Consider the following 22,530-nt stretch of genomic DNA (forward strand, 5'->3'; position numbering starts at 1 on the left):
TGACCACCCAACCCACAACCCCCTGATCAGGCCATTCGTTGCCAGCGATCACTGGCGGTGTGTGAGTGGTCGGTGAAAGCCGATTACGGACGGGTACCCAAGGAGCGCGGGCCTGGGACCTGAGGGCAATGGCTGCTCGGAGCAGGCTCATTGAGCCGCAGGCGCCGGTCGCGCGCCACCGATGGCGAGGAGATCCCACACCGTCTCATCCGTGCGGATGGGTGCGGGCACGCCTGTCAGGGTGGCCTCGAAGCGGCGGTCGGCGGCAGTGGCCAGGGGGGTTTCGACGTCGGGCTCGCCCGTCGTCCGGGAGAGGCCGAGCAACACGGCGTCCTCGTGGAGCTCGACTCCGTGAAGCAGCCCCTCAAGACGCAAAAATCCGTCGCCTGTGCGGATGACCTCCACCTCCGCGTGCGCGGAGCGATGGAAGGTCCGCAGCGCCAGGAAACCGTCCTTGGTGGGGTACGGAATCCACCAGGTGACCGGACCGGCCGACGGGAGGGCGGCGTTCAGCAGGCCGCGCTGTTCGACGAGCGTGGCCTTGAGGCGGCGCCGTTCACCGTCCTCCCCGCGCTCCACGTAGAGGTCCCAACGTTCCTCGGCCAAGGTGAGGTCGCCGCGGCGGAGGCCGGCCGTCCAGGGAGCCTTCTGTGTCGCTGGACTCTCCAGCGGAACGCGTATCTCGCTGCCGCCCTGCCGCGGCGACAAGGTCTTGGCCACCGACCCGGAAACCGGCGAGACCAAGACCGAGACCGTCACCGCCGAGATCAAGGGCACAGGCCTCAAGCACCTCGTCAAGGTCACGATTGACGTCGACGGCAAGAAGGGCAACAAGATCTCTACGGTCACAGCGACTGAAGGTCACCCCTTCTGGGTCCCGGAACTTGGTGAGTGGATCAGAGCAACTGGCCTGAAGGCGGGTGAATGGCTGCAGACCAGCAGGGGTGTTCACTTGCAGATCGTGAAGATCCAGCGGTCAACGGCACTAACTGCTACGGTCCACAATCTGACGATCAGTAACCTTCACACGTATTACGTGCTGGCGGGGATAGCGCCCGTTCTGGTCCACAATTGCCCTCCGGGTGGTGATGATGCCGCTGAAGAGATGATCAGGATGCGGCACTACACGAACTCGCGAGGTAAGGCGGGAATCGTCCAGAGTGGGGTCATCAGGGCGAGCGACCAGAACAAGGTGTTTCTCGTGCCTGCGAAGGGTAAGCCGATGAGCCCTCGTGACGCTGAGTCCACGCTGGGGATCGGTCGAGGCAGGGGGAATCATGTGCTCGAATTCGATGTCCCCGCTGGTCGGGTTCGATCGCGATATAATTCAACGATGGGAATCACGGAGTGGGTCGCGGACGGCGATCTGGCGGTCAAGAATATTCGAGTCAAGAGGTGACGGGTGTGGCGCGAAGTATTCCTGTGGAACTGGAAGGGCTCGTCGAGGTATTTCGTGACTTGGAAGACTATGTGATCTCTCTGGATAGAGTGTTGTCGCGCATCGGGGCGGGCGAAGATCCTCGCATTCTCGTCGAGTACGTGGTGGAACATAATCTCCCCGCGCGGATGGCTCGGGCTCGCGAATTTGTGGGCGACTCTCTGGAGCGATACATCGGAGCGGATAAGCTGGAAGAGATCGCCGAACAGGTCGAGGGTTACGGGCGTAGAAAGTGAATTACTGCCACCTTATCCCCGCAATTCGATAAACGCCTCAGAGGCCGCTCCCTCACGGTGAGTGGTCGCCGCTCAGTAGCCCCACCGAGCCCTGGTGGGGCTACTGAGCAATAGGGCACCGCGGAGGACTCCACCTGGGAGGACTACCTGTGCGAACTGATCCGGGGGCGTCGCGTCGTAGTCGGATCTGCACTACGAGAGCCGAAGGGCGCCGACCGATGGCGCAGATTTCTCACGCATTGCCAAGCTGACTTCCGTATCAAGGAGGACTGGCTCGACAGGATAGACATGTGCGGACGTGCCGTACCTCTCCGGCTCGTTCATGCCAAGAGGGGCACCGCGTTAGGGATCGATCCGTGGGAGGACCGCACGTAACCGCTGCCCCGGCCCGCCGACTGCGACCGTGCCGACCAGAAGCCGCCGACCCCCGATCGCCCTTGCATCCACCCATGATCACCCAACCCACAACCCCCTGATCAGGCCATTCGTTGCCAGCGATCACTGGCGGTGTGTGAGTGGTCGGTGAAAGCCGATTACCGACGGGTACCCAAAGAGCGCGGGCGGGCATACCCTGCCGCTCATGACGGACTCGCAGGCCCCGGAGAAGACCGGCACCGACGGAACCGACGGCAAGGGCGGCAAGGGTGGTACGGACACCGCCCCCGGCCCCCTCGGCACCAATCCCCTCGCGCCCGCCCCGCAAGGCGCCCGGACCGCCGCCGACGTGGTCACGCCCGAGCTGGTTGCCCAGCTCACCAGGGGAGTGGTCGGTTCCGGCCGTACCGCCAACCACTCGCCGCTGACCGGCGAGAAGCTGGCGGACCTGCCCGAGTCCACCCCCGACGACGTACGCGAGGCGTTCGAGCGGGCCCGGGCGGCGCAGGCCGTCTGGGCCGCCACCCCCGTACGGCAGCGCGCCGCCGTCCTGCTGCGCTTCCACGACCTGGTGCTCGCCCGGCAGGCCGAGGTCCTCGACCTGATCCAGCTGGAGACCGGCAAGGCCCGGCTGCACGCCCACGAGGAGGTGCAGGCCGTCGCCGTCGCGGCCCGGCACTACGGCCGCAAGGCCCCCGCGTATCTGCGGCCCAAGCGGCACACCGGCGCCATCCCGACGCTCACCAAGGTCACCGAACTGCGCCACCCGCGCGGTGTCGTCGGCCAGATCGCGCCCTGGAACTACCCCCTGGAACTGTCCGTCGGCGACGCACTGCCCGCCTTCGTCACGGGCAACGCCGTCGTGATGAAGCCCGACACGGAGACGTGTCTGACGGCGCTGTGGGCGCGCGATCTGCTCATCGAGGCCGGGCTGCCCGCCGAGGTGTTCCAGGTCGTAATCGGGGACGGCCCCGTCGTCGGGCCCGAGGTCGTCAAGCACGCCGACTACGTCTCCTTCACCGGCTCGACGCGGACCGGCCGGGAGGTCGCACAGGGCGCCGCCGCCCGTCTCATCGGCGTCTCCCTCGAACTCGGCGGCAAGAACGCCATGCTGGTGCTCGAGGACGCCGACATCGACAAGGCCGCCGCCGGCGCCGTCCGTGCCTGCTTCTCCTCGGCCGGCCAACTCTGCATCTCCATCGAGCGGTTGTACGTCCACGAGTCGGTCGCCGACGCCTTCCTGGAGCGGTTCGCCGCCCGTACGAAGGCGATGCGGCTCGGCACCTCCCTCGCCTACGGCGCCGAGATGGGCTCCCTGGCCGGCGCACGCCAGCTGGAGACCGTGACCCGGCACGTGGAGGAGGCGGTCGCCAAGGGGGCCCGGGTCGTCGCCGGTGGTGTGGCCCGCCCGGACATCGGCCCGTACTTCTTCGAGCCGACCATCCTCGACGGCGTCGAGGCGCCGATGGCGGTCTGCACCGAGGAGACCTTCGGACCGGTCGTCTCGATCTACCGCTTCACGGACGAGGACGAGGCGGTCGAGCGCGCCAACTCCACGCCGTACGGCCTGAACGCGTCGGTCTGGACGAAGGACGGGCGGCGCGGTCGTGCCGTCGCGGCCCGGCTGCGCAGCGGCACCGTCAACGTCAACGAGGGGTACGCGCCCGCGTACGGCAGCGTCCAGTCGCCGATGGGCGGCATGAAGGACTCCGGCCTCGGCCGCCGGCACGGCTCCGAGGGCATCCTCAAGTACACCGAGGCTCAGACCGTCGCCCACCAGCGGCTGCTGCCCATGGCGCCGTCCCTCGGCATGGACGACGAGAAGTACGCGGCGTTCATGAGCCGGAGCCTGCGGGCCATGAAGGCACTGCGACTTCGTTGAACACCGGCCCACCCGCCAGGTCATTCCGCCGCCCCCAGCCCCAGACCTCACCCGTTCTCGACGAGGAGAGCACGTGTCACAGGAGAACTCTGCCCGGAAGCAGGACGCGGACGGCGCCGTGGGCGGTGCCGCGGACAGTGCCGCGGACGTCACCCCCGGGGGCGACAAGGGCTCGTACGAGGCGGCCGCGTACGACTACGACGTCCTCGTCGTCGGATCCGGCTTCGGAGGCTCCGTCACCGCCCTGCGGCTGACCGAGAAGGGCTACCGGGTAGGGGTGCTGGAGGCGGGCCGCCGCTTCACCCGTGAGTCGCTGCCCAGGAACTCCTGGGACCTGAAGAACTACCTGTGGGCGCCCCGGCTCGGCATGTACGGCATCCAGCGCATCCATCTGCTGGGCAACGTGATGGTGCTGGCCGGCGCGGGAGTCGGCGGCGGCTCCCTCAACTACGCCAACACCCTCTACGTACCGCCGAAGCCGTTCTTCGAGGACCCGCAGTGGAAGGACATCACCGACTGGCAGGAGGAGCTGCGGCCGTACTACGACCAGGCCCGGCGGATGCTCGGGGTGCGGCTCAACCCGACGATGACCCCGTCCGACGTCCATCTCAAGGCCGCCGCCGAGCGGATGGGCGTGGGCGACACCTTCCACATGGCGCCGGTGGGCGTCTTCTTCGGGGACGGCGAGGACGCCGACGGAAGCGCGCGGGCGAAGCCCGGCGGACAGGTCGCCGACCCCTACTTCGGCGGGGCCGGTCCTGACCGCAAGGCGTGCATCGAGTGCGGCGAGTGCATGACGGGCTGCCGGCACGGCGCGAAGAACACCCTCAACGAGAACTACCTCCACCTCGCCGAGAAGGCGGGCGCGGTCGTGCATCCGATGACGACCGTCGTCTCGGTCACCGACGACTCGCAGGGCGGGTACGCGGTCCAGACGCTGCCCACCGACGACCGGCGCAAGAGCGAGGGCCGTACGTTCAAGGCGCGCCGCGTCGTCATCGCGGCCGGCACCTACGGCACGCAGACGCTGCTGCACCGGATGAAGTCCGGCGGCCAACTGCCGTACATCTCGGACCGGCTGGGCGAGCTGACCCGCACCAACTCCGAGGCGCTGGTGGGCGCGCAGACCGACAACCGCCGCTACCGCAAGGCGCACGGCGAGCCCAGGGCCGACTTCACGCGCGGGGTGGCGATCACCTCCTCGGTCCACCCCGACGAGAACACCCACATCGAGCCCGTCCGCTACGGCAAGGGCTCGAACGCGATGGGCGGCCTCTCCATCCTCCAGGTGCCGTATGCGGAGGGCTCGTCCCGTGCCCTCGGCTGGCTGGCCAACGCGGCCAGGCACCCGATGCTGGTGCTCCGCTCGCTCTCCAACCGCCGCTGGTCCGAGCGGTCGATCATCGGGCTGGTGATGCAGTCCCTGGACAACTCGCTGACGACCTATCTGAAGCCGCAGGGCGCGGGCAAGGGGCTGCTGACGGCACGTCAGGGGCACGGCGCGCCCAACCCCAAGCAGATCAGGGTGGCTTCGGAGGCCGCGTCCGCGATCGCCGAGGAGATCAACGGTTTCGCGGGCAGCAACGTCGGTGAGCTGATGGGGGCGCCGCTCACCGCCCACTTCCTGGGCGGGTGCCCGATCGGCGACTCCCGCGCGACGGGTGTGATCGACCCGTACCACCGGCTCTACGGCCATCCCGGGATCTCCGTCGTCGACGGTGCCGCCGTCTCGGCGAACCTCGGCGTCAACCCGTCGCTCACCATCACGGCCCAGGCCGAGCGCGCGATGTCGTACTGGCCCAACCGGGGCGAGGCCGACCCGCGTCCCGCGCAGGGAGCGGCGTACGAACGTCTCAAGCCGGTGGAGCCGGTGAGCCCCGCGGTCCCGGCGGACGCGTTCGGCGCGCTGAAGCTGCCGTTCCTGGGGATGCCGGCGGTGCCGCCGAAGGCGTGACCCCAGCCGGGCCCACGTGCACCTGATAACGCGACCCGCCGGGCTTCACGTGCACCTTTGGACGACCCGAAGAAGCACATGAAGAAGGACCTGTGCCCCCCTCCGAGCCCAGGTCCTTCTTCATGTGCGAGGCGTGACGCCTCTTTGTGGCCGTGTCCAGCGGACGCGAGCCGCTGATGCGTTACGCGGCGGTGTCACCGTTCTTGCGGCGGCGCACGACGAGGACCGCGCCGGCACCGGCGACGACGGCGACCCCGCCGACCAGACCGATCATCGGCAGCGCGGAGCTGGAGCCGGTCGCGGCGAGGTTGCCGGTCGGCACGTCGGAGACGCCGCCCTGGGGCTGCTTGCCCGGGCCGTTGTCGCCGTCGCCCGGCTCCGCGTCACCCGGGTTCGGGTTCTGGGAGCCGGCCTTCAGGACCTGGAAGTCGTAGTGCGCCCAGCCCTCGGCGATGCAGTCCTGGCCGTCGATGTTGTCGACGTAGGCGCCGGAGCCGAAGGAGTACGCGTCACCTGCGGGCGCGGCCTTGTCGATGCTGACGCGCAGGGAGACCGTTTCGCTCTGGTGCGCCTTCAGCGTGTCGACGCCGAAGAAGAGGTCACCGGCCCACTCCTCGTCGCCGATCCGGGTCCACTTGCCGGACTCCGGGTTCTTGAACTCCAGGTCGACGTACGGGCTGAGGTACTTCGACTCGTCGAGCTCGTAGTTCTCGATCTCGGCGTAGAAGGCGACACCCTCGATGTCGAGCTTGGACTCGTTGGTGACGATCAGCTTGAACGAGTGGAAGCCGCTGCCCGCGACGATCTTGCCGGGCAGACCCTTGATGTCCGCGGACACCTTGGCGTCGCCGTAGTCCTCGTCCAGGTCCTCGCAGAACGGGGTCTCGGGGTCCTCGCTCGGCGAAGCGCTGGGCGAGGCCGGGACGGACGGCGAGCCGGACGGCGAGCCGGACGGCGTCGTCGAGGCCGCCGGAGTCGTCGCGGGCGCCGAGGAGGTGCCCGGCGTGCCGGAGGGCGTGCCCGACACCGTGGACTCGGGCAGGGTGGGCGTCGCCGGCGGTGTCACCGTCGCGGCGGGGCTCGACGTCTGGCCGGACGGCTCGGTGGCGAACGCGGCCGGCGCCGAGAGCAGCGCGAGCGGACCCACGACAGCCGTAGCGGCCGCAACGGCCATGGCACGGCGAAGCTTCATGAAGACCTCGGGAAGTCCGGCGCACCGCGGTGTCGCAGTACGCGAAGTGGAGAGACCTCCGCGTGTGGGGCGCGGGTGTGGCCGTTGATTCTGCAGGTGTGACCGGCGACGGCCGAAAATGGTTGCCCCGTCTTTCACATCATCTTTATGTGGTCTGGGTCACATACCTGTTCGACTTGTGAACTCAGGTGCCAGCGCCATAGAACTGACCTTCGTGTCTGACAAGCCGTCCGAAGAACGCTCGGACCAGGAGCCCTCCGTCCCCGACGACGTGTGGGAGCAGTTCGCCCGTGACAGCGAGCGCGACATCCGCGGCTCGGCGCCGAAGGAGCCGTCGGCGCGGGCGCGCATGGTGTCCGAACGACTGCGGCGCCAGGACGAACAGGGCATACGGCCCGACGGCTGGCGGACCGGACCGGCCACGGACGGACGGAAGTCCCGGCGACGCCGCTGGTGGGCGATCCTCGGCGTGCCGCTCGCGATCGTGCTGGCCGTGGTCGCGATGAGGCCGTCCCTGCTGCCAGGCGATCCCTTCGGCGCGGACCACTCCGGGGCCGGCGCGGGCGGTTCGGCACTGCCCGCGGAGACCGAGCGCCCGACCGGGGCCCCCTCCACCGCGGCGCCCGACACCCCCACGATCGACCGGCCGTTCGCCGGATCCCCGGCCGCCCGCTGGGCCGACGGCGCCGCCGGCATCGTCCCGCCGGAGGCGAAAGCCGTCGGCACCCGCACCAAGGCGCAGGTGGCCCAGGCGCTGCAACAGACCAAAGCCCTGCTCGTGGACGCGAACATCGACCCGGACACCCTGCTCGGCGGGAACCCGGAGACCGCGCTCTCTGTCCTCGACCCCCAGCAGCCGAAGATGCTCGACGACGCGCGGACCTCGCTGAGCAAGCCGGACCAGGAGCACGACCCCCTGCGGCTGTTCAGCCGTTTCGACCCCGACGAGGTCCGGCTCGTCGGAGACGTGGTCAAGACCCGCGGCCGTATGACGTTCAAGGCCGGCGACCAGGCGTCCGTCGTCATCCACGCCGACTACACCTTCGTCTACCCGGTCTCCCGCGGCGACTCCCCGGAGGTGACCCGCACCATCGTGCGCCGCGTCCTCGACCTGGAGCTGCCCGACCCGGCGAAGTACCGGGTCACCCCCGGCAAACTGTCGGTCGCCCGCTACGACCAGGACCTCGGCAACAGTGCCTGCGGTGTCTACGACGGCTTCCTGCACCCGCACTTCGACTCGCAGGGCCCGACCGGCGCGCCCGCCAACGGCCCGACGACGGACCCCTACGACCGGAGCCGCGACATCGGCCACTCCGACAACGAGTCGTGCGGAGTCGTGTCCCGGACGTGAGTCACGCGCGTGCGCGCGGGTACGTGTGCGATCGTGGCGCGCCGGACCGTGTCCCCGCGACGCGGTCCATGTCCGGAAGTTCGTGAAGGCGGGGAACGTGAAGTCAAAGGTGGCGCGGTGCGCGGCGGTTGCCGCGGCCATGGCCGTGCTGGGTCTCACCGCGGCATGCGGCGGAGACGGCGACAAGGGCGCGGAGCCGGCGAAGGCGAGCACCCCCGCCGGGTCCACCACGGGGTCCACCCGGGCCGACGACGGCACGAAGGTCACCGGAAACCCCGACGACCGGCCGAAGGAGAGCGCGGACGGGGGCACCGACCGCGCGCTGACCGAGGCGCAGTTGGAGAAGGCCGCCGTCGCGGACGGCGAGGTCAAGGGCTATCAGGTCAAGAAGACGGCCGCCTCGGACATCTCGCTCGACTCCGTACCGGCCGACCCGGCCGCCTGCCAGCCGATCGCCGACATGTTCCTCTTCACCACCAGCCCGGCCGCACGGGCCGGCGTCGGCCGCTCCTTCAGCGCCAAGGACGACCTCGACGCCTCGGTCACCTCCCTCGCGCTTCTGTCGTACGACTCCGAGGGCGCCGGCGAGGTGCTGGCGGGGCTGCGCAAGGCGACCGGCGCATGCACCGCGTACGAGCACACCGGCTATCACTACAGCGCCGTCAAGGCCCTGAAGGACCCCGGCCTCGGGGACGAGTCCGTCGCGTACCGGCTGCGCGGCTCGATCGAGGGGGCGACCGTGCCCTCGACCTTCACCGTGGTCCGCGTCGGGACCGTCGTCGTCTCCTTCACCTCGATGAACATGCTCGACGCGGACAAGACGAAGATCCCGTCCGCGATCGTCGACGCCCAGCTGGCCAAGGTGAAGAAGGCGACCGCCTGACGTCCTCGGGCCGAGGCCACGGGCGCCGGATCCCCGTCACGGCATGGCGAAGGGCCCCGCGGTCGGGGTTCCCCTGCTCGGCGGGGCCGACAGCTGGGGGAGGACCGCGGGGCCCTTCTTCGTCAGCACCGACGTCAGGGCAGCGCCGGTGCCGGGGAGCGGCGCCGGGGGGTTGCGCCGCTGGCTCGGACGCCCGCCGGTCGCGCGCCCCGGCGCGCTGGGGGCGCGCACGTGGTGTCGACCATGGGCAGTCGGGTCGTACAACCGGGTACGAGGGGGTCGCGAACCGGGCGGTACGAGCCGTACGAACGAATTCTGTTGTCTGCTCTGGGACTCGGGGCTGTTCGTGCATCGTGCTGGACGGTCCACGGCCTCCGCAACCGTTTCGACCACCCTTGTGGCAGATTCCGCCGGTCGGCTCCGGGCGTCCCCGGAGCCGGCCGTTCTCTTGAGTGACCGGGCTGCTGTCCCCTGCCGTCCGGTCACCATCCTGGGACGAGGTCCCACGACGCACAGCACGATCCGTACGTCTCATCGCCCCAGCGGAGCCACGCGTGGTTCTTTCGGGCCCGCCCCTGGCTGGCACGGACACCGGGACAACGAAGCCCGCGCCGCACCGGTCACGCGCCGTACGGGTGAGAGGACATGCGAACGTAGGAGCGGCGGACGCCCGTCGCAGCGCGCCTCAGACGCGTCCCCGGGACAGCTCCAGGAGCGTCATCGCGAGGGAGGTTCCGGGCTTGCCCAGCGCGTCCCTGAAGTGGCCGAGGATCTCCATCTCGCGCGACAGGTTCACCCGGCGCCCGCCGGAGGACATCCGGGCCTCCTGGATCACCGCGGACACGGCCATCCGTTCCTGGACGAGACCGATGATCCGGTCGTCGAGGGCGTCGATGCGCTCCCTTGCGCCGGTGATCACGTCGGCGGCCTCGGCGGTGCGGGCACCCGTCACATCGATGGCGGAGGTGGCGGAGGTGGCGGAGGTGGTGGCTGCGGTGGCGGTGGTGGCGGTCATGGAGGGCTCCTCATCGGGTGGGGTGCCCCGGAGCGACCAGGTCCGGAAACGGCAGACGCCCCGGGCCTTGTCGGCCCGGGGCGCCTGGGAAGTCGCTTGTCAGTTGCTCAAGCAGCACGACCATGGCAGCCGGTGGGCCGGTTGCCATAGGTAAAGACGAAGGTCGGGTGCGTGAGCATGGGAGCAGTATGCACGGTGGGGCAGCGCCGTCCAAGCGCGGTCCGGGATGTGGGCCGGTCCGGCGCGCGAGAGGGGGCCTCGGGGCTGGGCCCCCGGGGACGGGAGGGGATCTCCGCGAGCCCCGTTAGAATTGGCACAGCAGACCCCGCTCACCGCCGGAAGGCAAACCGTGCCATCAGCACCCTCCGCTGCCGCCACCCCCGACACCGTCCTGGTCGTCGACTTCGGCGCGCAGTACGCCCAGCTCATCGCCCGCCGTGTCCGCGAGGCCCGGGTCTACAGCGAGATCGTGCCGAGCACCATGCCGGTCGAGGAGATGCTCGCCAAGAACCCGGCGGCGATCATCCTCTCCGGCGGCCCCTCGTCGGTGTACGCGGAGGGCGCGCCCCGCCTCGACCGCGCGCTCTTCGAGGCCGGCGTCCCCGTCTTCGGCATGTGCTACGGCTTCCAGCTGATGGCCACCGCCCTCGGCGGCACGGTCGACAACACCGGTGCCCGCGAGTACGGCCGTACACAGCTGCACGTCTCGAAGTCCGGCTCGACCCTGTTCGAGGGCACCCCGGACGAGCAGTCGGTGTGGATGTCGCACGGCGACGCCTGCTCCGCCGCCCCCGAGGGCTTCACCGTCACGGCCTCCACGGACGTCGTCCCGGTCGCCGCCTTCGAGAACGACGAGCAGAAGCTGTACGGGGTCCAGTACCACCCCGAGGTCATGCACTCCACGCACGGCCAGCAGGTGCTCGAACACTTCCTGTACCGGGGCGCGGGGCTGACCCCGTCCTGGACCACCGGCAACGTCATCGACGAGCAGGTGGCGCTCATCCGCGAGCAGGTCGGCGACAAGCGGGCCATCTGCGGTCTGTCCGGCGGGGTGGACTCCGCGGTCGCCGCTGCGCTCGTCCAGAAGGCCATCGGCTCCCAGCTGACCTGCGTGTACGTCGACCACGGCCTGATGCGCCAGGGCGAGACCGAGCAGGTCGAGAAGGACTTCGTGGCCGCGACCGGCGTACAGCTGAAGGTCGTGGACGCGGAGGAGCGCTTCCTCACCGCGCTCAAGGGCGTCTCGGACCCCGAGGAGAAGCGGAAGATCATCGGCCGCGAGTTCATCCGGGTCTTCGAGCAGGCGCAGGCGGAGATCATCGCCGAGGCCGCGGCGGGCGAGGACGTCGCCTTCCTCGTCCAGGGCACGCTCTACCCGGACGTCGTCGAGTCCGGTGGCGGTACGGGCACGGCCAACATCAAGTCCCACCACAACGTGGGCGGCCTCCCCGAGGACATCGAGTTCCAGCTCGTCGAGCCGCTGCGCAAACTGTTCAAGGACGAGGTCCGGATGGTCGGGCAGGAGCTCGGGCTGCCGGACGAGATCGTCCAGCGCCAGCCCTTCCCGGGCCCCGGCCTCGGCATCCGCATCGTCGGCGAGGTCACCAAGGAGCGGCTTGACCTGCTGCGCGAGGCCGACGCCATCGCCCGCGAGGAGCTGACGGCCGCCGGCCTCGACCGCGAGATCTGGCAGTGCCCGGTGGTCCTGCTCGCGGACGTGCGCTCCGTCGGTGTCCAGGGCGACGGCCGGACGTACGGCCACCCGATCGTGCTCCGCCCGGTGTCGAGCGAGGACGCGATGACCGCCGACTGGTCGCGTCTGCCGTACGACGTCCTCGCCAAGATCTCGACCCGGATCACGAACGAGGTCGCGGACGTCAACCGAGTCGTCCTCGACGTGACGTCGAAGCCGCCGGGCACCATCGAGTGGGAGTGATCACTCCTCAGGTCCGTCGAAGAGTCCGCACCGGCTCTCCGGGCTGCCAGATCTCGACGACCAGATACGTGTCGTCCTCGACGTAGGTCCGCACGACCTCCGTCAGCTCGGTGCGGAAGAGGTGGAACGGCTGCGGCGGTTCCACCTCTTTCACGTACGCGCTCTTCGCCGCGGAGTCCTCGACCTCGACCGCCCGGCCGCTGATCCGGACGTCCCCGCCGGCCATCTGCGCGTCCGGGCCCGGATTCACCTGGAGCGCGAAGCGCGGGTCCCGGCGCAGATCCAGCGCCTTGAGGGAGTTCGGCATCATGCCGAACCACAACTCGCCCTGGAGAAAACGGACTTCGAGGCCGCTGGTGCGCGGGGAGCCGTCCTTGCGCAGGGTCGCGAGGGTGTGGCGCGTGAAGGCACCGAAGCGGTTCTCGACGGTTTCGGCCAGTGACGGTTCCGCTGTGGTGAAGCCTGCCCAGTTCATACGGTGGAGTCTGGCGCGCATACCCGACATCTGCTGTCGGGTATGCGCGGGGACCTCGGGATCATGGGACCTCAGTGGTGCGCGAGGTCGTACCCCAGCTGCGCCTTCGTCGCCGGGGCTCCGAGGTCGCCCGGGTTGAAGGCGTACGCCCCGGTCGTGCCGGCGTTCGGCAGGACCCAGACCGCGCCCGTGTCCGCCACGGTCGTGTTCTCGCCGGGCGCTGCGGCGATCAGGTCGGCACGGCCGTCGCCGTTCGTGTCGCCCAGCGAGACCGTCGCGCCGAAGTGGTCGCTCGCCTCGGCGATTCCGGGAACGCCCGTCGTGTCCTGGGTGAATGCCACCGCACCCGTGCCGGTCAGGCCGCCGGCACCGCCCCTGAGCACCACGGTGGAGCCCGCGTCCTTGAGGGTGCGGCCGTCCGCGGTCAGATCCTCGTCCGGGATGCCGGCCAGGATGTCCGCGTACCCGTCGCCGTTGACGTCGGCCGCCGCCAGCGAGTCCCCGAACTGGTCCCCGTCCTCGTTCACGCCCGGCACCCCGGCGGTGTTCTGCGTGATCGTCGTCGTCCGCGTGGTCGAGGGGCCGCTCGCGGTGCCGTACAGGACCTTGATCGTGCCGGAGTCGTACGGCAGGTTCTCCACGATGCCGTTCGGGACCGTACGGATCACGAGGTCGCCGCGGCCGTCCTTGTCGACGTCGCCGGTGGTCGCCGTGTCGGCGGCCGGGAGGGTCGTGGACGTCGTCGCCAGGCCGCTCGCGGTGCCCTTCCAGAGCTGGCTGGACTCGGACATCTCCTCGAAGGAGTGCAGGGTGACGAGGTCGTCCTTGCCGTCACCCGTGATGTCGCCGGCGGTCAGGTCGCGCGGCCCGTACGTACGGCCGGTCAGGATGTCGGAGGCCCCGTGTGCGGTGCCGGCGCGGTCGAACGGCCCGTACAGCACGCGCAGGTCACCCCATTCGTCGTCGCCCGTCTTCTCCGACACCAGGTCGGCGTGCCCGTCGCCGTTGAAGTCGCCGGCGGTCAGGCCGTAGCCGTCGAACAGGGCCGAGTCGGGGATCGTGGTGGGCGTGGCTCCCAGGCCCTTCGCGGAGCCCCAGAACAGCGTCGTGCCGATCGCCAGGTCCGTGTAGCCGTCGCCGTCGAAGTCGCGGGCGGCCGAGCGGAAGCCGAACGCCTTGAACGTCTGGTGCCGGGCACCCGGACCGCCGTACCGCACCGCCACGTAGTCGTCGTCCGGCGTCGAGAAGTCGCCCGGCGCGGTCGCGAGGACATCGGCGTAACCGTCGTGGTCGAAGTCGGCCGCGGGCGGCTGCACGACGGCGGGGGCCGCCGAAGCGCTGGGGGCGAGCACGAGCGGGGCCGTCAGGGCCGCGGCCACCAGGGCGCAGCAGCGCGCGGTGCGGGTGAAGGGGCGGTGGCGCACGGGTTCCTCCTGAGTGAACGGGGTCCGTCGGGGACAGCCCGAAGGGCGGTCGTCCGAGAGGCCGTGGATTTCACACAGCCAGACTCGCGTCCATCGGGAACGGTTGTGCGTCGTCTGTCACAGGACCGTCTCAGCCACCCGAATCGTCCGAGGATCAAGGGAGTTCGAACGGAGAGTTGCGAGGTGGCAGGGGGTTGGGACTCATCTGTCACAGGTCCGCTACAGCCCCCCGGGCAGCCCGGGACTGCCGGGAGACCGGCGCCGGAGACATCCGCGAGGTGGCGGGGGACCGGGCCTCACTGCCGTCGCCGGCCGAGGATTCCGCGAACCCGTCGGGTGCGGTCCCCGACAACGGTTCTGCACCAGCCGGGCCGGTGACCTTCACGCGTCTCTTCACAGAAAGGCACTGTTGGTCTGCACTGACCGGCGGTAACTTCCGCTGCGTGACGGAACTCAGGGCTGGAGGACATATGCACGGGCCGACACCGCCCCTGCCCCTACCCACCGACCAGCTGCGGTTCGCCATGCCGCCGATGCACGAGTCGCTGGACGACGAGCGGCAGCACCGCAAGGAGCGGCTGGCGGGTGCGCTGCGGATCTTCGGGCGGTCCGGACTGGAGGACGGCGTCTCCGGCCACATCACCGCACGCGATCCGGAGTACAGCGACTGTTTCTGGGTCAACCCGTTCGGGATGCCCTTCAAGCACGTCACCGTGAGCGATCTGGTCCTCGCCAACCAGGACGGGCAGGTCATCCAGGGCAGCTATCACGTGAACCAGGCGGCGTTCACCGTGCACTCCCAGGTCCATGCCGCCCGCCCGGACGTCGTCGCCGTGGCCCACTGCCACTCCGTGCACGGGCGCGCCCTGTCCGCGCTCGGGGACCTGCTCGACCCCCTGACCCAGGAGTCCTGCGCCTTCTACGAGGACCACGCGCTCTACGACTCGTACACCGGTGTCGCCGTCGACGCCGAGGAGGGCCGCCGGATCGCGGCCGCGCTCGGCTCCCGCAAGGCGCTCGTCCTGCGCAACCACGGCCTGCTGACGGTCGGCGACTCGGTGGACGCGGCGGCCTGGTGGTTCCTGTCGATGGAGCGGTCCTCCCAGGTGCAGCTCACCGCGCAGGCGGCCGGACGGCCGATCCTGATCGACCACAAGCAGGCGGTCGCGACCCGCGAACAGCTCGGCGGCGACCTGGTGGCGTGGATCAACTACCAGCCCCTGTGGCAGGACATCAGCCGCAGCGAGCCGGACTTGCTGAGCTGAGCTGGGCTGAGCGCTTCGGGAGGGGGCGGCGGCGGGGCCCCGGCTTCTGCGTAGGGCTTGGCGCGCTTCGGGGTGGGAGCGGCCGGCCGTCCGACTAGAAGCCGCGGAGCACCGCTGCCTTCGTCGCGGCGAACTCCTCGTCCGTGAGCACCCCTTCACGGTGCGGCGTGCCCAACTCGCGCAGCCGGCGCAGGAGTACGTCGTGATGGTCCGCCGAAGCGGCGACGGATGTCCACCGTGAGCCGGTAGGGATCCGCCGCGTCCGGGAGCCTTCCGCCGGTCGCCTGGAGCAGCGGGTCGGCGCCCTCGCGGAGCCTCAACCGCAGCCGGCCGCGCTTGCGTTCCGGTTCGTAGCCGATGCCCGACACCGCCTCCAGCGGCACGGCGATCTCCCCGTACGTCTGCCGGAACAACGGCACGGAGCGGTGGAGTCCCGGCGTGATGCGGACCGTGCTGCCGTCGAAGGCCCAGGTCCCGTCGCGCTGGATGATCTCGGCCCTACGGAAATTCTCGCAGCCGGGTCAACACGGGGTCCGCCGCTTCACCCACGCTGACCACACCTGCCGGACGCCGGCCGTGTTGCGTACGGCACAATGCGCTGTCATCGCGGGGGAGTGATAAGGCAGTTGTACGGCAGTCAGGCGTACGGAAAGTCTGGCTGCGCGGAGCTTGTGGCGCGGGGAAGGCGGCAGCGGGCGTGGCGGTGCAGGAGGCTGGACACGGCGCGGAGCGCGGTGCGGGGCGCGGCGCTGGGCTTGGTGCTGGGCTTGGCGCCGGGGTCGGTGCTGGTCAGGGGCCCGGACTCGGGTCCGGCACGGGGTCTGGCACGGGTGGGCACGGGGGTGGCTGCACGTGCGGGGACTGTCCGCACGGGGCGCGCGAGGGGCATCGGCGCGCGGTCGCCGAATTCCTCGCCCTGCGCGACGAGTTCGCGTCCGGACGGGGGCTGCCCGCCGCGGTCGCGTACTCCGCGTCCGCCTCCCGGCAGTGGATCTCGGACGAACTCACCCAGTCCGCCGACCTCGTCGCCGAACGCGGACGGGTCGACGGCGAGGCCTGGCTGGGCCGGCTGTGGCGGCGTACGGCGTTCGCGGTGTGGGGGTCCGTGGGGGTGCTGCTCCTGGTACAGGCGCTCACCGCGATCGGGGCGGGCTGGACGGCCGCGCGGACCGCGGGACTGGTCGCCGCGGTACTCCTCGGCGGCCTGCTGACCGGAGCCGGCTATCTCCATCGGGCCCGGGGTGGAGTCCTCGCCCCCGTCGTCGGCGAGGACAACCGGCTCTCCACCTCCCGTGCGGTCGCGGTCGGTTGGGTGCTCCTCGTCGTGTACGCCGTGCTCGTGCTGGTCGGGCAGCTGGCCGCCGCCTCCGGGCACGCGGAGCGGGACCGGCTGATCGCCGGGCTCGAACTCGCCCGCGGCGCCGGGGTCGTGACCGTCACCGCCGTGGTGTGCGGGATCGCCGTGCTGGTGCGGCGGGTCGTCGGGCTGCGGGTTCTTGGGCAGCGGCTGCAGAAGGTACGCGCGGACCGGCCGCGCGCCGCCGATCTGCTGACCGACGACTCCGGGCGCGGCAGCTTCGCCGACCTCCAGTACGTCGTCGTCTGCGCGGTCGCGCTGGTCTTCGCGGCGGTACGGCTGGCCCGGCGGCCGGAGCAGTTGCCCGATCTGCCGTGGGGGCTGGGGCTGCTGGTTCTCGTCTCCGCGGCCACGTACGTCGCCGGGAAGTACGCCGAGGGCGGCCGTCCCGTGATCCTCTCCGTCGTCCGCTCCCGGGAGGCGGGCGACCTCGACGCGCCGATCCGCACCGGTGACGACATCGAGATCCGCGGTGCGGGGTTCGTGCCGCCGGGTGCCGGGACCGCCGACCGGCTGTCCCGGATGGTCGTCCGCATCGGGGCCGTCCACGTGCATGTGCCCCTCGTTCCGGTCCCCGGCGGCTTCAGCAACCCGACCGACGCGGTACTCACCGTGCCGGTACCGGTGGATGTCGAGCCGGGACGGGTGGAGGTCCAGGTCGTCACGGCGGCCGGGGTGGAGACGAATCGGTGCGCCATTGATGTGACGGACTGAGGCGCCGGCACCGGCGCCGCCCATGGAGGTGGGGGACTCGGCCCGCCCAGACGACGTCGGCATCGGCGCCGGGTGCCGTGCAGGAGGGGGCTGGGCTCGCCCAGGCGGTATCCCGTGGGCACTGGACTCGACGGCTCAGCCGGGAGCCGGCACCAGCGCGCGGTGCACCGGGCGGGGAGGGGAGTGGGCCCACCCGGGCGGCACCCCGTAGGCGCAGGATTCGTCGGGCTCCGCGAGGGGGCAGGGGCGCGTCTCGGGAGGGAAACTGGGGGTGCCCATGGTTGAGCCGGGAGCCCCCGCCGTACGTATGGTCTGTTGAGGGGTCAACGGCATGACGCGAGAGGCGGCGGAACGCGATGGCTCACGGCACTCGTACGGACACCCACCACGCATACCTCGACGGCGGCCGGGACTGGCGGGACACCGCCACGCGGTACGCCCTGCTGCCCCTGCGCGTCTTCCTCGGCGTCACCTTCATCTACGCCGGCCTGGACAAGCTCACCGACAGCTCCTTCATGAAGGACGCCGGCTCGGGCTCGATCGGCGACATGATGCGCACGGTGCGCGACTCCTCGGCGATCCCGGCCCTCGTCGATCTCTCCCTGAAGAACCCCGTCGGCTTCGGTTACGCCATCGCCTTCGGCGAGTTGGCCGTCGGCATCGGCACCCTCCTCGGCCTGCTGGCCCGGCTCGCCGCCTTCGGCGGCGCGCTGATCTCCCTCAGCCTGTGGCTGACCGTGAGCTGGGCCAACGACCCGTACTACTACGGCAACGACCTCGCCTATCTGATGGCCTGGCTGCCCCTCGTCCTCGCCGGCGCCTCCGTCTTCTCCGTCGACGCGGCTCTGCGCTCACGCCGCCGCCAACGCTCGGGCGGCTACCGATAGATGGATGGGCGATAGGTGAGCGGGCCTCGGGTGGGCCCGCCTGCGCCGGGCTTCTCGGCAGCGTGCCCTAGCGGCGCACCTCGGGGTCCGGCGCCCACGCGTCCTCGGGCGCCTTGGCCTCTCGGGGCGCCCGCCGCCGCCGTACCGCATAGGTCAGGAACGCCACGGCGCCCGCCAGGCACAGGCCGCCCGTGACGATGGGGATCACCGCGAACCACGGGGTCTCCCAGGCGCCGCCCGCGTCCCCCGCGTAGACGATGCCCGCGAGGGTGAGGAAGCAGCCCGCGACCAGCTTTCCCGGCTGGAAATCATGACGCAGCATGGGCCACCTCCGCTTGTCCGACGCCGACTTCGAGCTTGAGGTCGAGTGTGCCGCCGTTCTTGCCGCCGGCCGTGGGGGAGAGCGTCAGCTGCTTGTGCTTGCCGGGCTCCACATCCACGTCCTTACTGCCGTCGCCCGGCAACTGGATGTCGCCGACGCCCACTTCGACGTTCAACCGGACGGTCGCGTCCTTGGGGACCACCACCTTCAGCCGGCCCACGCCGACCTCCGCGTGGGTCGTCACCTGCTGACCCTTGCTGAGATCGAGGTGGGTCAGGTCGAGGGTGCCGACGCCGGTGCCGAGGTCGTAACTCTTCTGTACGTCGGACACGGCCGCCGGTGTCCAGTTGGTCCGCACCCAGTGTGTGCTGATGTCCTTGGGAAGGGCTGCCGAGCCGGCGAGCAGGCCTGCTGTGAGGACGGCCAGGAAGATCGATCCCGCGCCCGTACGTCCCGCGAAGGCGCTGAGGGCTATGCCGGCGCCGAGGACGATGAGCGCACAGGACAGGCCCGTCTGCACGCTCGTGCCGAGTGCGTGGTCGTCCCAGGTGAGGCCGGTGCCGAGACCGCCCGCGACGAGCGCGAGCAGGAACGCCCAGCCGCCGATCCAGCGCGGGCCGCGCGGCTGTGGCGCGCGCGGGGTGCGCAGGCCACGGGCCGAGGTGCCGCGGGCGATGTTCACCGCTGCCGCGACGTCCCGCTCCCGGCTGTCCCGGGGCCCCCAGAGATAGCCGGTGCCCCCCACATGCGTGCCGTCCTTGACGATCGGGTCGCGCCACCAGGAGGGGTAGGAGTCCGGGACGGGCGGTGCCTTGGCTTCGGGCGGGGCGTCCGCCACGGCCTGCGCCGCGAGCGGGTCGGGGTCGGGAGCACCGCGCTGCTGCGACCAGTACCCCGCGCCGGCGAGGAGCAGGGCCAGGACACAGGCGAAGGCGAGCACCCCGCCGTTGTTGAGCATGGAGAGGAAGACTCCGCAGCCGACCAGGGCGAAGAGGAGGGCCGCCAGCGCCTGGCCGTCGACACGGCCGGTGAGCAGCTTGCGTACCTCGTTCTCCTCCTCGTCGTCGGACGGGACGAAGAGCCAGACGAAGCCGTAGAAGATGAGACCGAGACCGCCGGTCGCGGCGAGCACGGCCAGCACGATCCGGAAGATCACCGGGTCCATCTCGCACTGGCGCCCCAGCCCGGCGCACACCCCGCCCAGCATCTTCTGCCGCCGGTCGCGGCGGAACCTGTGCGGCACCCCGGGGGCCTCGGGCGCTCCCGGGGCCTGGGGCGGCCCGGCGGCCGCGGTGCGGTGCCCTTCGTGCGCGCGCGGCTCCTCACCGGTGGCGGGACCCGGGGCGCCGGGCCCGGAACCCGGGCCACCGGCGGCAGGGCCCGCGGCGGGCGCGGCATCGCGCGGGCCGGGGCCGCCCGGCGGCCGGGCGCCCGGGCCGGGCTCCGGCTCCGCTGCCGCGTGCTGGTGATCTGTCATGCGTCCATGGTGACGGGCGGGGAGGCGTGAGGGGAGTCGGGATGACCCTGGCCGGACCCTGAGATCGTCCCTGACGGGATCGGGGGGAACCGTTCGAGCACCCGCTTTGCGAAGATCAGGGGAGTCTCGGGGGTCGACCCTGATGCCCCGGCCCGCCGGGCGTGTGAACATCGATGGCATGCCGGACGCCGCAACAGTGCCAGTCGCCGACCCGCGGCCTCCGCGCAAGCTCTACCGCAGCAGTGACGGACGCTGGCTCGGGGGCGTGGCGCGGGGGCTCGCCGGGCATCTCGGGCTGCCGGTGATCTGGGTGCGGCTGATGTTCGTCGGCCTGTTCATGGCGGACGGGCTGGGTGCGCTGCTGTATGCCGCGTTCTGGTTCTTCGTGCCGCTGGGAGTCGGCGGCGTCGGTTCCGGACGGCCCCCGGCCCTCGCCACCGAGACCTCTCCTGACGGCCGCCGCAGACTCGTGGCCCGCAAGCCCGACCGCGGCCAGATCGTCGCGCTGCTCCTCATGGTCGTCGTGGCCATGGTCTTCGTCGGCAATGTGAATCTCGGCGGCGGCGCCAAGGCGTATCTCTGGCCGACGGTGCTCGTCGGCGCGGGCGTCGCCCTGGTCTGGCGCCAGGCGGACAACGCGCGGCGGGCCCGCTGGATGGAGGTCGGCCGCCGCCGGCGTACGCTCACGCTGCTGCGCTCCGCCGCCGGCGTTCTGCTGGTCACCGCCGGCGTCTCCGGCATCTTCGTGCTCCAGGGTTCCGCCGCCCATCTCGGCTCCGTCCTCCAGGCGGCGCTCGCGGTCCTGGTCGGCATAGCGCTGCTCGCCGGTCCCTACCTCGTGCGCATGACCCAGGACCTCTCCCAGGAGCGCCTGATGCGCATCCGAGCCCAGGAGCGGGCCGAGGTCGCCGCCCATGTCCACGACTCGGTGCTGCACACCCTGACCCTGATCCAGCGCAACGCGGAAAGCCCCAACGAGGTACGGCGGCTGGCCCGCGCCCAGGAGCGCGACCTGCGCGCCTGGCTCTACAAACCCGAGGGCACCGGAAAGGACGAGGCCGAGGAGCCCGACACCCTCGCCGAAGCGGTCCGGCGCAATGCGGCGGAGGTGGAGGACAAGCACGGCGTCCCCATCGAGGTCGTCATCGTCGGGGACTGCCCGCTCGACGACGGTCTCGGCGCACAGATGCAGGCCGCGCGGGAAGCGATGGTGAACGCCGCCAAGTACGGTGGCGAGGGCGGTGCGGTGCAGGTCTTCGCCGAAGTCGAGGGCAGGACGGTTTTCGTGTCCGTCCGGGACCGGGGCCCCGGCTTCGACCTCGACGCGATACCCGCCGACCGCATGGGCGTCAGAGAATCGATCATCGGCCGCATGGAGCGCAACGGCGGCACGGCACGGTTGCGTGCGGTGCCCGACGGCGGCACGGAGGTCGAGCTGGAGATGGAGAGGGCGGAGAAGACGTCATGAGCGATGTGAACGGTCCGGACGAGGCCAAGGGGCCCGTCGGTCCAGGCAGTTCGGCTGATGGGGGCCAGGTTCCGGCGGCGACCGCGGGGGCCGGCGAGTCCACGCCAGCGGCCGGGCCGGCGGATGCCACGGGCGGACGCCGGGCGCGGGTCGTCCTCGTCGACGACCACCGCATGTTCCGTACGGGAGTGCAGGCCGAGATCGGACAGACCGAGCGGACGGGAGTGGAGGTGGTCGGCGAAGCCGCGGACGTCGACCAGGCGGTCACGGTGATCACGGCCACGCGCCCCGAGGTGGTTCTCCTCGACGTCCATCTGCCGGGTGGCGGCGGGGTCGAAGTGCTGCGCCGCTGCGCGCCCTTGATGGCCGACGCCGAGCAGCCGGTGCGCTTCCTCGCGCTCTCCGTCTCGGACGCCGCCGAGGACGTGATCGGCGTGATCCGCGGCGGCGCTCGCGGCTACGTCACCAAGACGATCACCGGCACCGACCTCGTGGACTCCATCTTCCGCGTCCAGGACGGCGACGCGGTCTTCTCGCCCCGTCTCGCGGGGTTCGTCCTCGACGCCTTCGCCTCGACCGACGCCCCGCCCGTCGACGAGGACCTCGACCGCCTCACCCAGCGCGAGCGCGAGGTCCTGCGCCTCATCGCCCGGGGCTACGCGTACAAGGAGATCGCCAAGCAGCTCTTCATCTCCGTCAAGACGGTCGAGTCCCACGTCTCGGCGGTACTGAGGAAGCTCCAACTGTCCAACCGGCACGAGCTGACGCGGTGGGCTACGGCTCGACGGCTGGTGTGAGGTCCACAAGCGGCCTGTGGCCGGCGGCGTGATGGGCCGCGGCCTGCGCGCCGCCGTGCAGCGGTATGCGTGGCGTCATTAG

General features: G+C 70.8%; 18 protein-coding genes and 2 pseudogenes. 12 read left to right on the top strand and 8 right to left on the bottom strand.

Annotation, left to right across the window (positions count from 1 at the left end):
- Positions 1 to 147 precede the first annotated feature (147 nt).
- The gene (locus ACFVYF_RS27745) at positions 148 to 720 is read right to left on the bottom strand and encodes a hypothetical protein (protein WP_389459910.1); all 573 of its coding nucleotides are present in this window, start codon (positions 718 to 720) and stop codon (positions 148 to 150) included.
- On the opposite strand from ACFVYF_RS27745, the pseudogene ACFVYF_RS27750 reads away from it, so the two are divergent.
- The 4 genes and pseudogenes from ACFVYF_RS27750 to ACFVYF_RS27765 form a co-directional block, all read left to right on the top strand.
- A pseudogene (locus tag ACFVYF_RS27750) lies at positions 701 to 1,399 on the top strand (HYD1 signature containing ADP-ribosyltransferase family protein); the annotation flags it as partial. The gene ACFVYF_RS27745 and the pseudogene ACFVYF_RS27750 overlap by 20 nt on opposite strands.
- Before the next feature lie 5 nt (positions 1,400 to 1,404).
- Positions 1,405 to 1,674 carry a hypothetical protein gene (locus ACFVYF_RS27755; RefSeq protein WP_389459657.1) on the top strand — a complete coding sequence of 90 codons (270 nt, stop codon included), beginning with the start codon at positions 1,405 to 1,407 and terminating at the stop codon, positions 1,672 to 1,674.
- Positions 1,675 to 2,254: 580 nt separating this feature from the next.
- Entirely contained in the window at positions 2,255 to 3,931 is a 1,677-nt protein-coding gene (locus ACFVYF_RS27760) for a succinic semialdehyde dehydrogenase (protein WP_389459659.1), read from the top strand.
- Positions 3,932 to 4,004: 73 nt separating this feature from the next.
- A complete protein-coding gene (locus ACFVYF_RS27765) occupies positions 4,005 to 5,885 on the top strand; it encodes a GMC oxidoreductase (RefSeq protein ID WP_389459661.1) in 1,881 nt (626 codons plus the stop codon).
- Positions 5,886 to 6,066: 181 nt separating this feature from the next.
- On the opposite strand, the gene ACFVYF_RS27770 is transcribed toward ACFVYF_RS27765, so the two are convergent.
- Positions 6,067 to 7,077 (bottom strand): LAETG motif-containing sortase-dependent surface protein, encoded by a 1,011-nt coding sequence (locus tag ACFVYF_RS27770; protein WP_389459663.1) that lies wholly within the window; start codon positions 7,075 to 7,077, stop codon positions 6,067 to 6,069.
- Between the two features lie 214 nt (positions 7,078 to 7,291).
- On the opposite strand from ACFVYF_RS27770, the gene ACFVYF_RS27775 reads away from it, so the two are divergent.
- Both ACFVYF_RS27775 and ACFVYF_RS27780 read left to right on the top strand, forming a co-directional pair.
- The gene (locus ACFVYF_RS27775; RefSeq protein WP_389459665.1) at positions 7,292 to 8,428 is read left to right on the top strand and encodes a hypothetical protein; all 1,137 of its coding nucleotides are present in this window, start codon (positions 7,292 to 7,294) and stop codon (positions 8,426 to 8,428) included.
- A gap of 97 nt (positions 8,429 to 8,525) precedes the next feature.
- Entirely contained in the window at positions 8,526 to 9,311 is a 786-nt protein-coding gene (locus ACFVYF_RS27780) for a hypothetical protein (RefSeq protein WP_389459667.1), read from the top strand.
- Positions 9,312 to 9,996: 685 nt separating this feature from the next.
- Here the strand turns inward: ACFVYF_RS27780 and ACFVYF_RS27785 are convergent.
- Positions 9,997 to 10,326 (bottom strand): chorismate mutase, encoded by a 330-nt coding sequence (locus tag ACFVYF_RS27785; RefSeq protein WP_389459669.1) that lies wholly within the window; start codon positions 10,324 to 10,326, stop codon positions 9,997 to 9,999.
- A 349-nt stretch (positions 10,327 to 10,675) separates the two neighbouring features.
- Between ACFVYF_RS27785 and guaA the strand changes: the two genes are divergently transcribed.
- Positions 10,676 to 12,262 (top strand): glutamine-hydrolyzing GMP synthase, encoded by a 1,587-nt coding sequence (gene guaA, locus ACFVYF_RS27790; RefSeq protein WP_383282842.1) that lies wholly within the window; start codon positions 10,676 to 10,678, stop codon positions 12,260 to 12,262.
- Positions 12,263 to 12,269: 7 nt separating this feature from the next.
- On the opposite strand, the gene ACFVYF_RS27795 is transcribed toward guaA, so the two are convergent.
- Positions 12,270 to 12,737 (bottom strand): pyridoxamine 5'-phosphate oxidase family protein, encoded by a 468-nt coding sequence (locus ACFVYF_RS27795; protein WP_389459671.1) that lies wholly within the window; start codon positions 12,735 to 12,737, stop codon positions 12,270 to 12,272.
- 71 nt (positions 12,738 to 12,808) lie between these two features.
- A complete protein-coding gene (locus ACFVYF_RS27800) occupies positions 12,809 to 14,161 on the bottom strand; it encodes an FG-GAP and VCBS repeat-containing protein (protein WP_389459673.1) in 1,353 nt (450 codons plus the stop codon).
- A 470-nt stretch (positions 14,162 to 14,631) separates the two neighbouring features.
- On the opposite strand from ACFVYF_RS27800, the gene ACFVYF_RS27805 reads away from it, so the two are divergent.
- Entirely contained in the window at positions 14,632 to 15,426 is a 795-nt protein-coding gene (locus tag ACFVYF_RS27805; RefSeq protein WP_389459675.1) for a class II aldolase/adducin family protein, read from the top strand.
- Between the two features lie 221 nt (positions 15,427 to 15,647).
- On the opposite strand, the pseudogene ACFVYF_RS27810 reads toward ACFVYF_RS27805, so the two are convergent.
- Positions 15,648 to 15,917: pseudogene (locus ACFVYF_RS27810) on the bottom strand (DUF4429 domain-containing protein); the annotation flags it as partial.
- A gap of 206 nt (positions 15,918 to 16,123) precedes the next feature.
- Here ACFVYF_RS27810 and ACFVYF_RS27815 point away from each other — a divergent pair.
- Positions 16,124 to 17,497 (top strand): hypothetical protein, encoded by a 1,374-nt coding sequence (locus ACFVYF_RS27815; RefSeq protein WP_389459677.1) that lies wholly within the window; start codon positions 16,124 to 16,126, stop codon positions 17,495 to 17,497.
- Between the two features lie 356 nt (positions 17,498 to 17,853).
- On the top strand, positions 17,854 to 18,384 hold the full coding sequence (locus ACFVYF_RS27820; RefSeq protein WP_389459679.1) for a DoxX family membrane protein: 531 nt from the start codon (positions 17,854 to 17,856) through the stop codon (positions 18,382 to 18,384).
- A 67-nt stretch (positions 18,385 to 18,451) separates the two neighbouring features.
- Here ACFVYF_RS27820 and ACFVYF_RS27825 read toward each other — a convergent pair whose 3' ends face one another.
- Together ACFVYF_RS27825 and ACFVYF_RS27830 are read right to left on the bottom strand one after the other, a co-directional pair.
- Positions 18,452 to 18,706: a hypothetical protein gene (locus ACFVYF_RS27825; protein WP_389459681.1), complete on the bottom strand. Its 255-nt coding sequence runs from the start codon at positions 18,704 to 18,706 to the stop codon at positions 18,452 to 18,454.
- The gene (locus ACFVYF_RS27830; protein WP_389459684.1) at positions 18,693 to 20,183 is read right to left on the bottom strand and encodes a PspC domain-containing protein; all 1,491 of its coding nucleotides are present in this window, start codon (positions 20,181 to 20,183) and stop codon (positions 18,693 to 18,695) included. The genes ACFVYF_RS27825 and ACFVYF_RS27830 overlap by 14 nt, the downstream gene beginning before the upstream one ends.
- 142 nt (positions 20,184 to 20,325) lie before the next feature.
- Here ACFVYF_RS27830 and ACFVYF_RS27835 point away from each other — a divergent pair, with 142 nt between their 5' ends.
- Together ACFVYF_RS27835 and ACFVYF_RS27840 are read left to right on the top strand one after the other, a co-directional pair.
- Positions 20,326 to 21,651, top strand: coding sequence for a PspC domain-containing protein (locus tag ACFVYF_RS27835; RefSeq protein ID WP_389459685.1), 1,326 nt, complete (start codon positions 20,326 to 20,328; stop codon positions 21,649 to 21,651).
- Entirely contained in the window at positions 21,648 to 22,448 is an 801-nt protein-coding gene (locus ACFVYF_RS27840) for a LuxR C-terminal-related transcriptional regulator (RefSeq protein ID WP_389459687.1), read from the top strand. The genes ACFVYF_RS27835 and ACFVYF_RS27840 overlap by 4 nt, the downstream gene beginning before the upstream one ends.
- The last annotated feature ends 82 nt before the right edge of the window (positions 22,449 to 22,530 follow it).

Origin of the sequence: Streptomyces sp. NPDC058274, assembly GCF_042881375.1 — a bacterium.
In the GTDB taxonomy this organism is placed as follows: domain Bacteria; phylum Actinomycetota; class Actinomycetes; order Streptomycetales; family Streptomycetaceae; genus Streptomyces.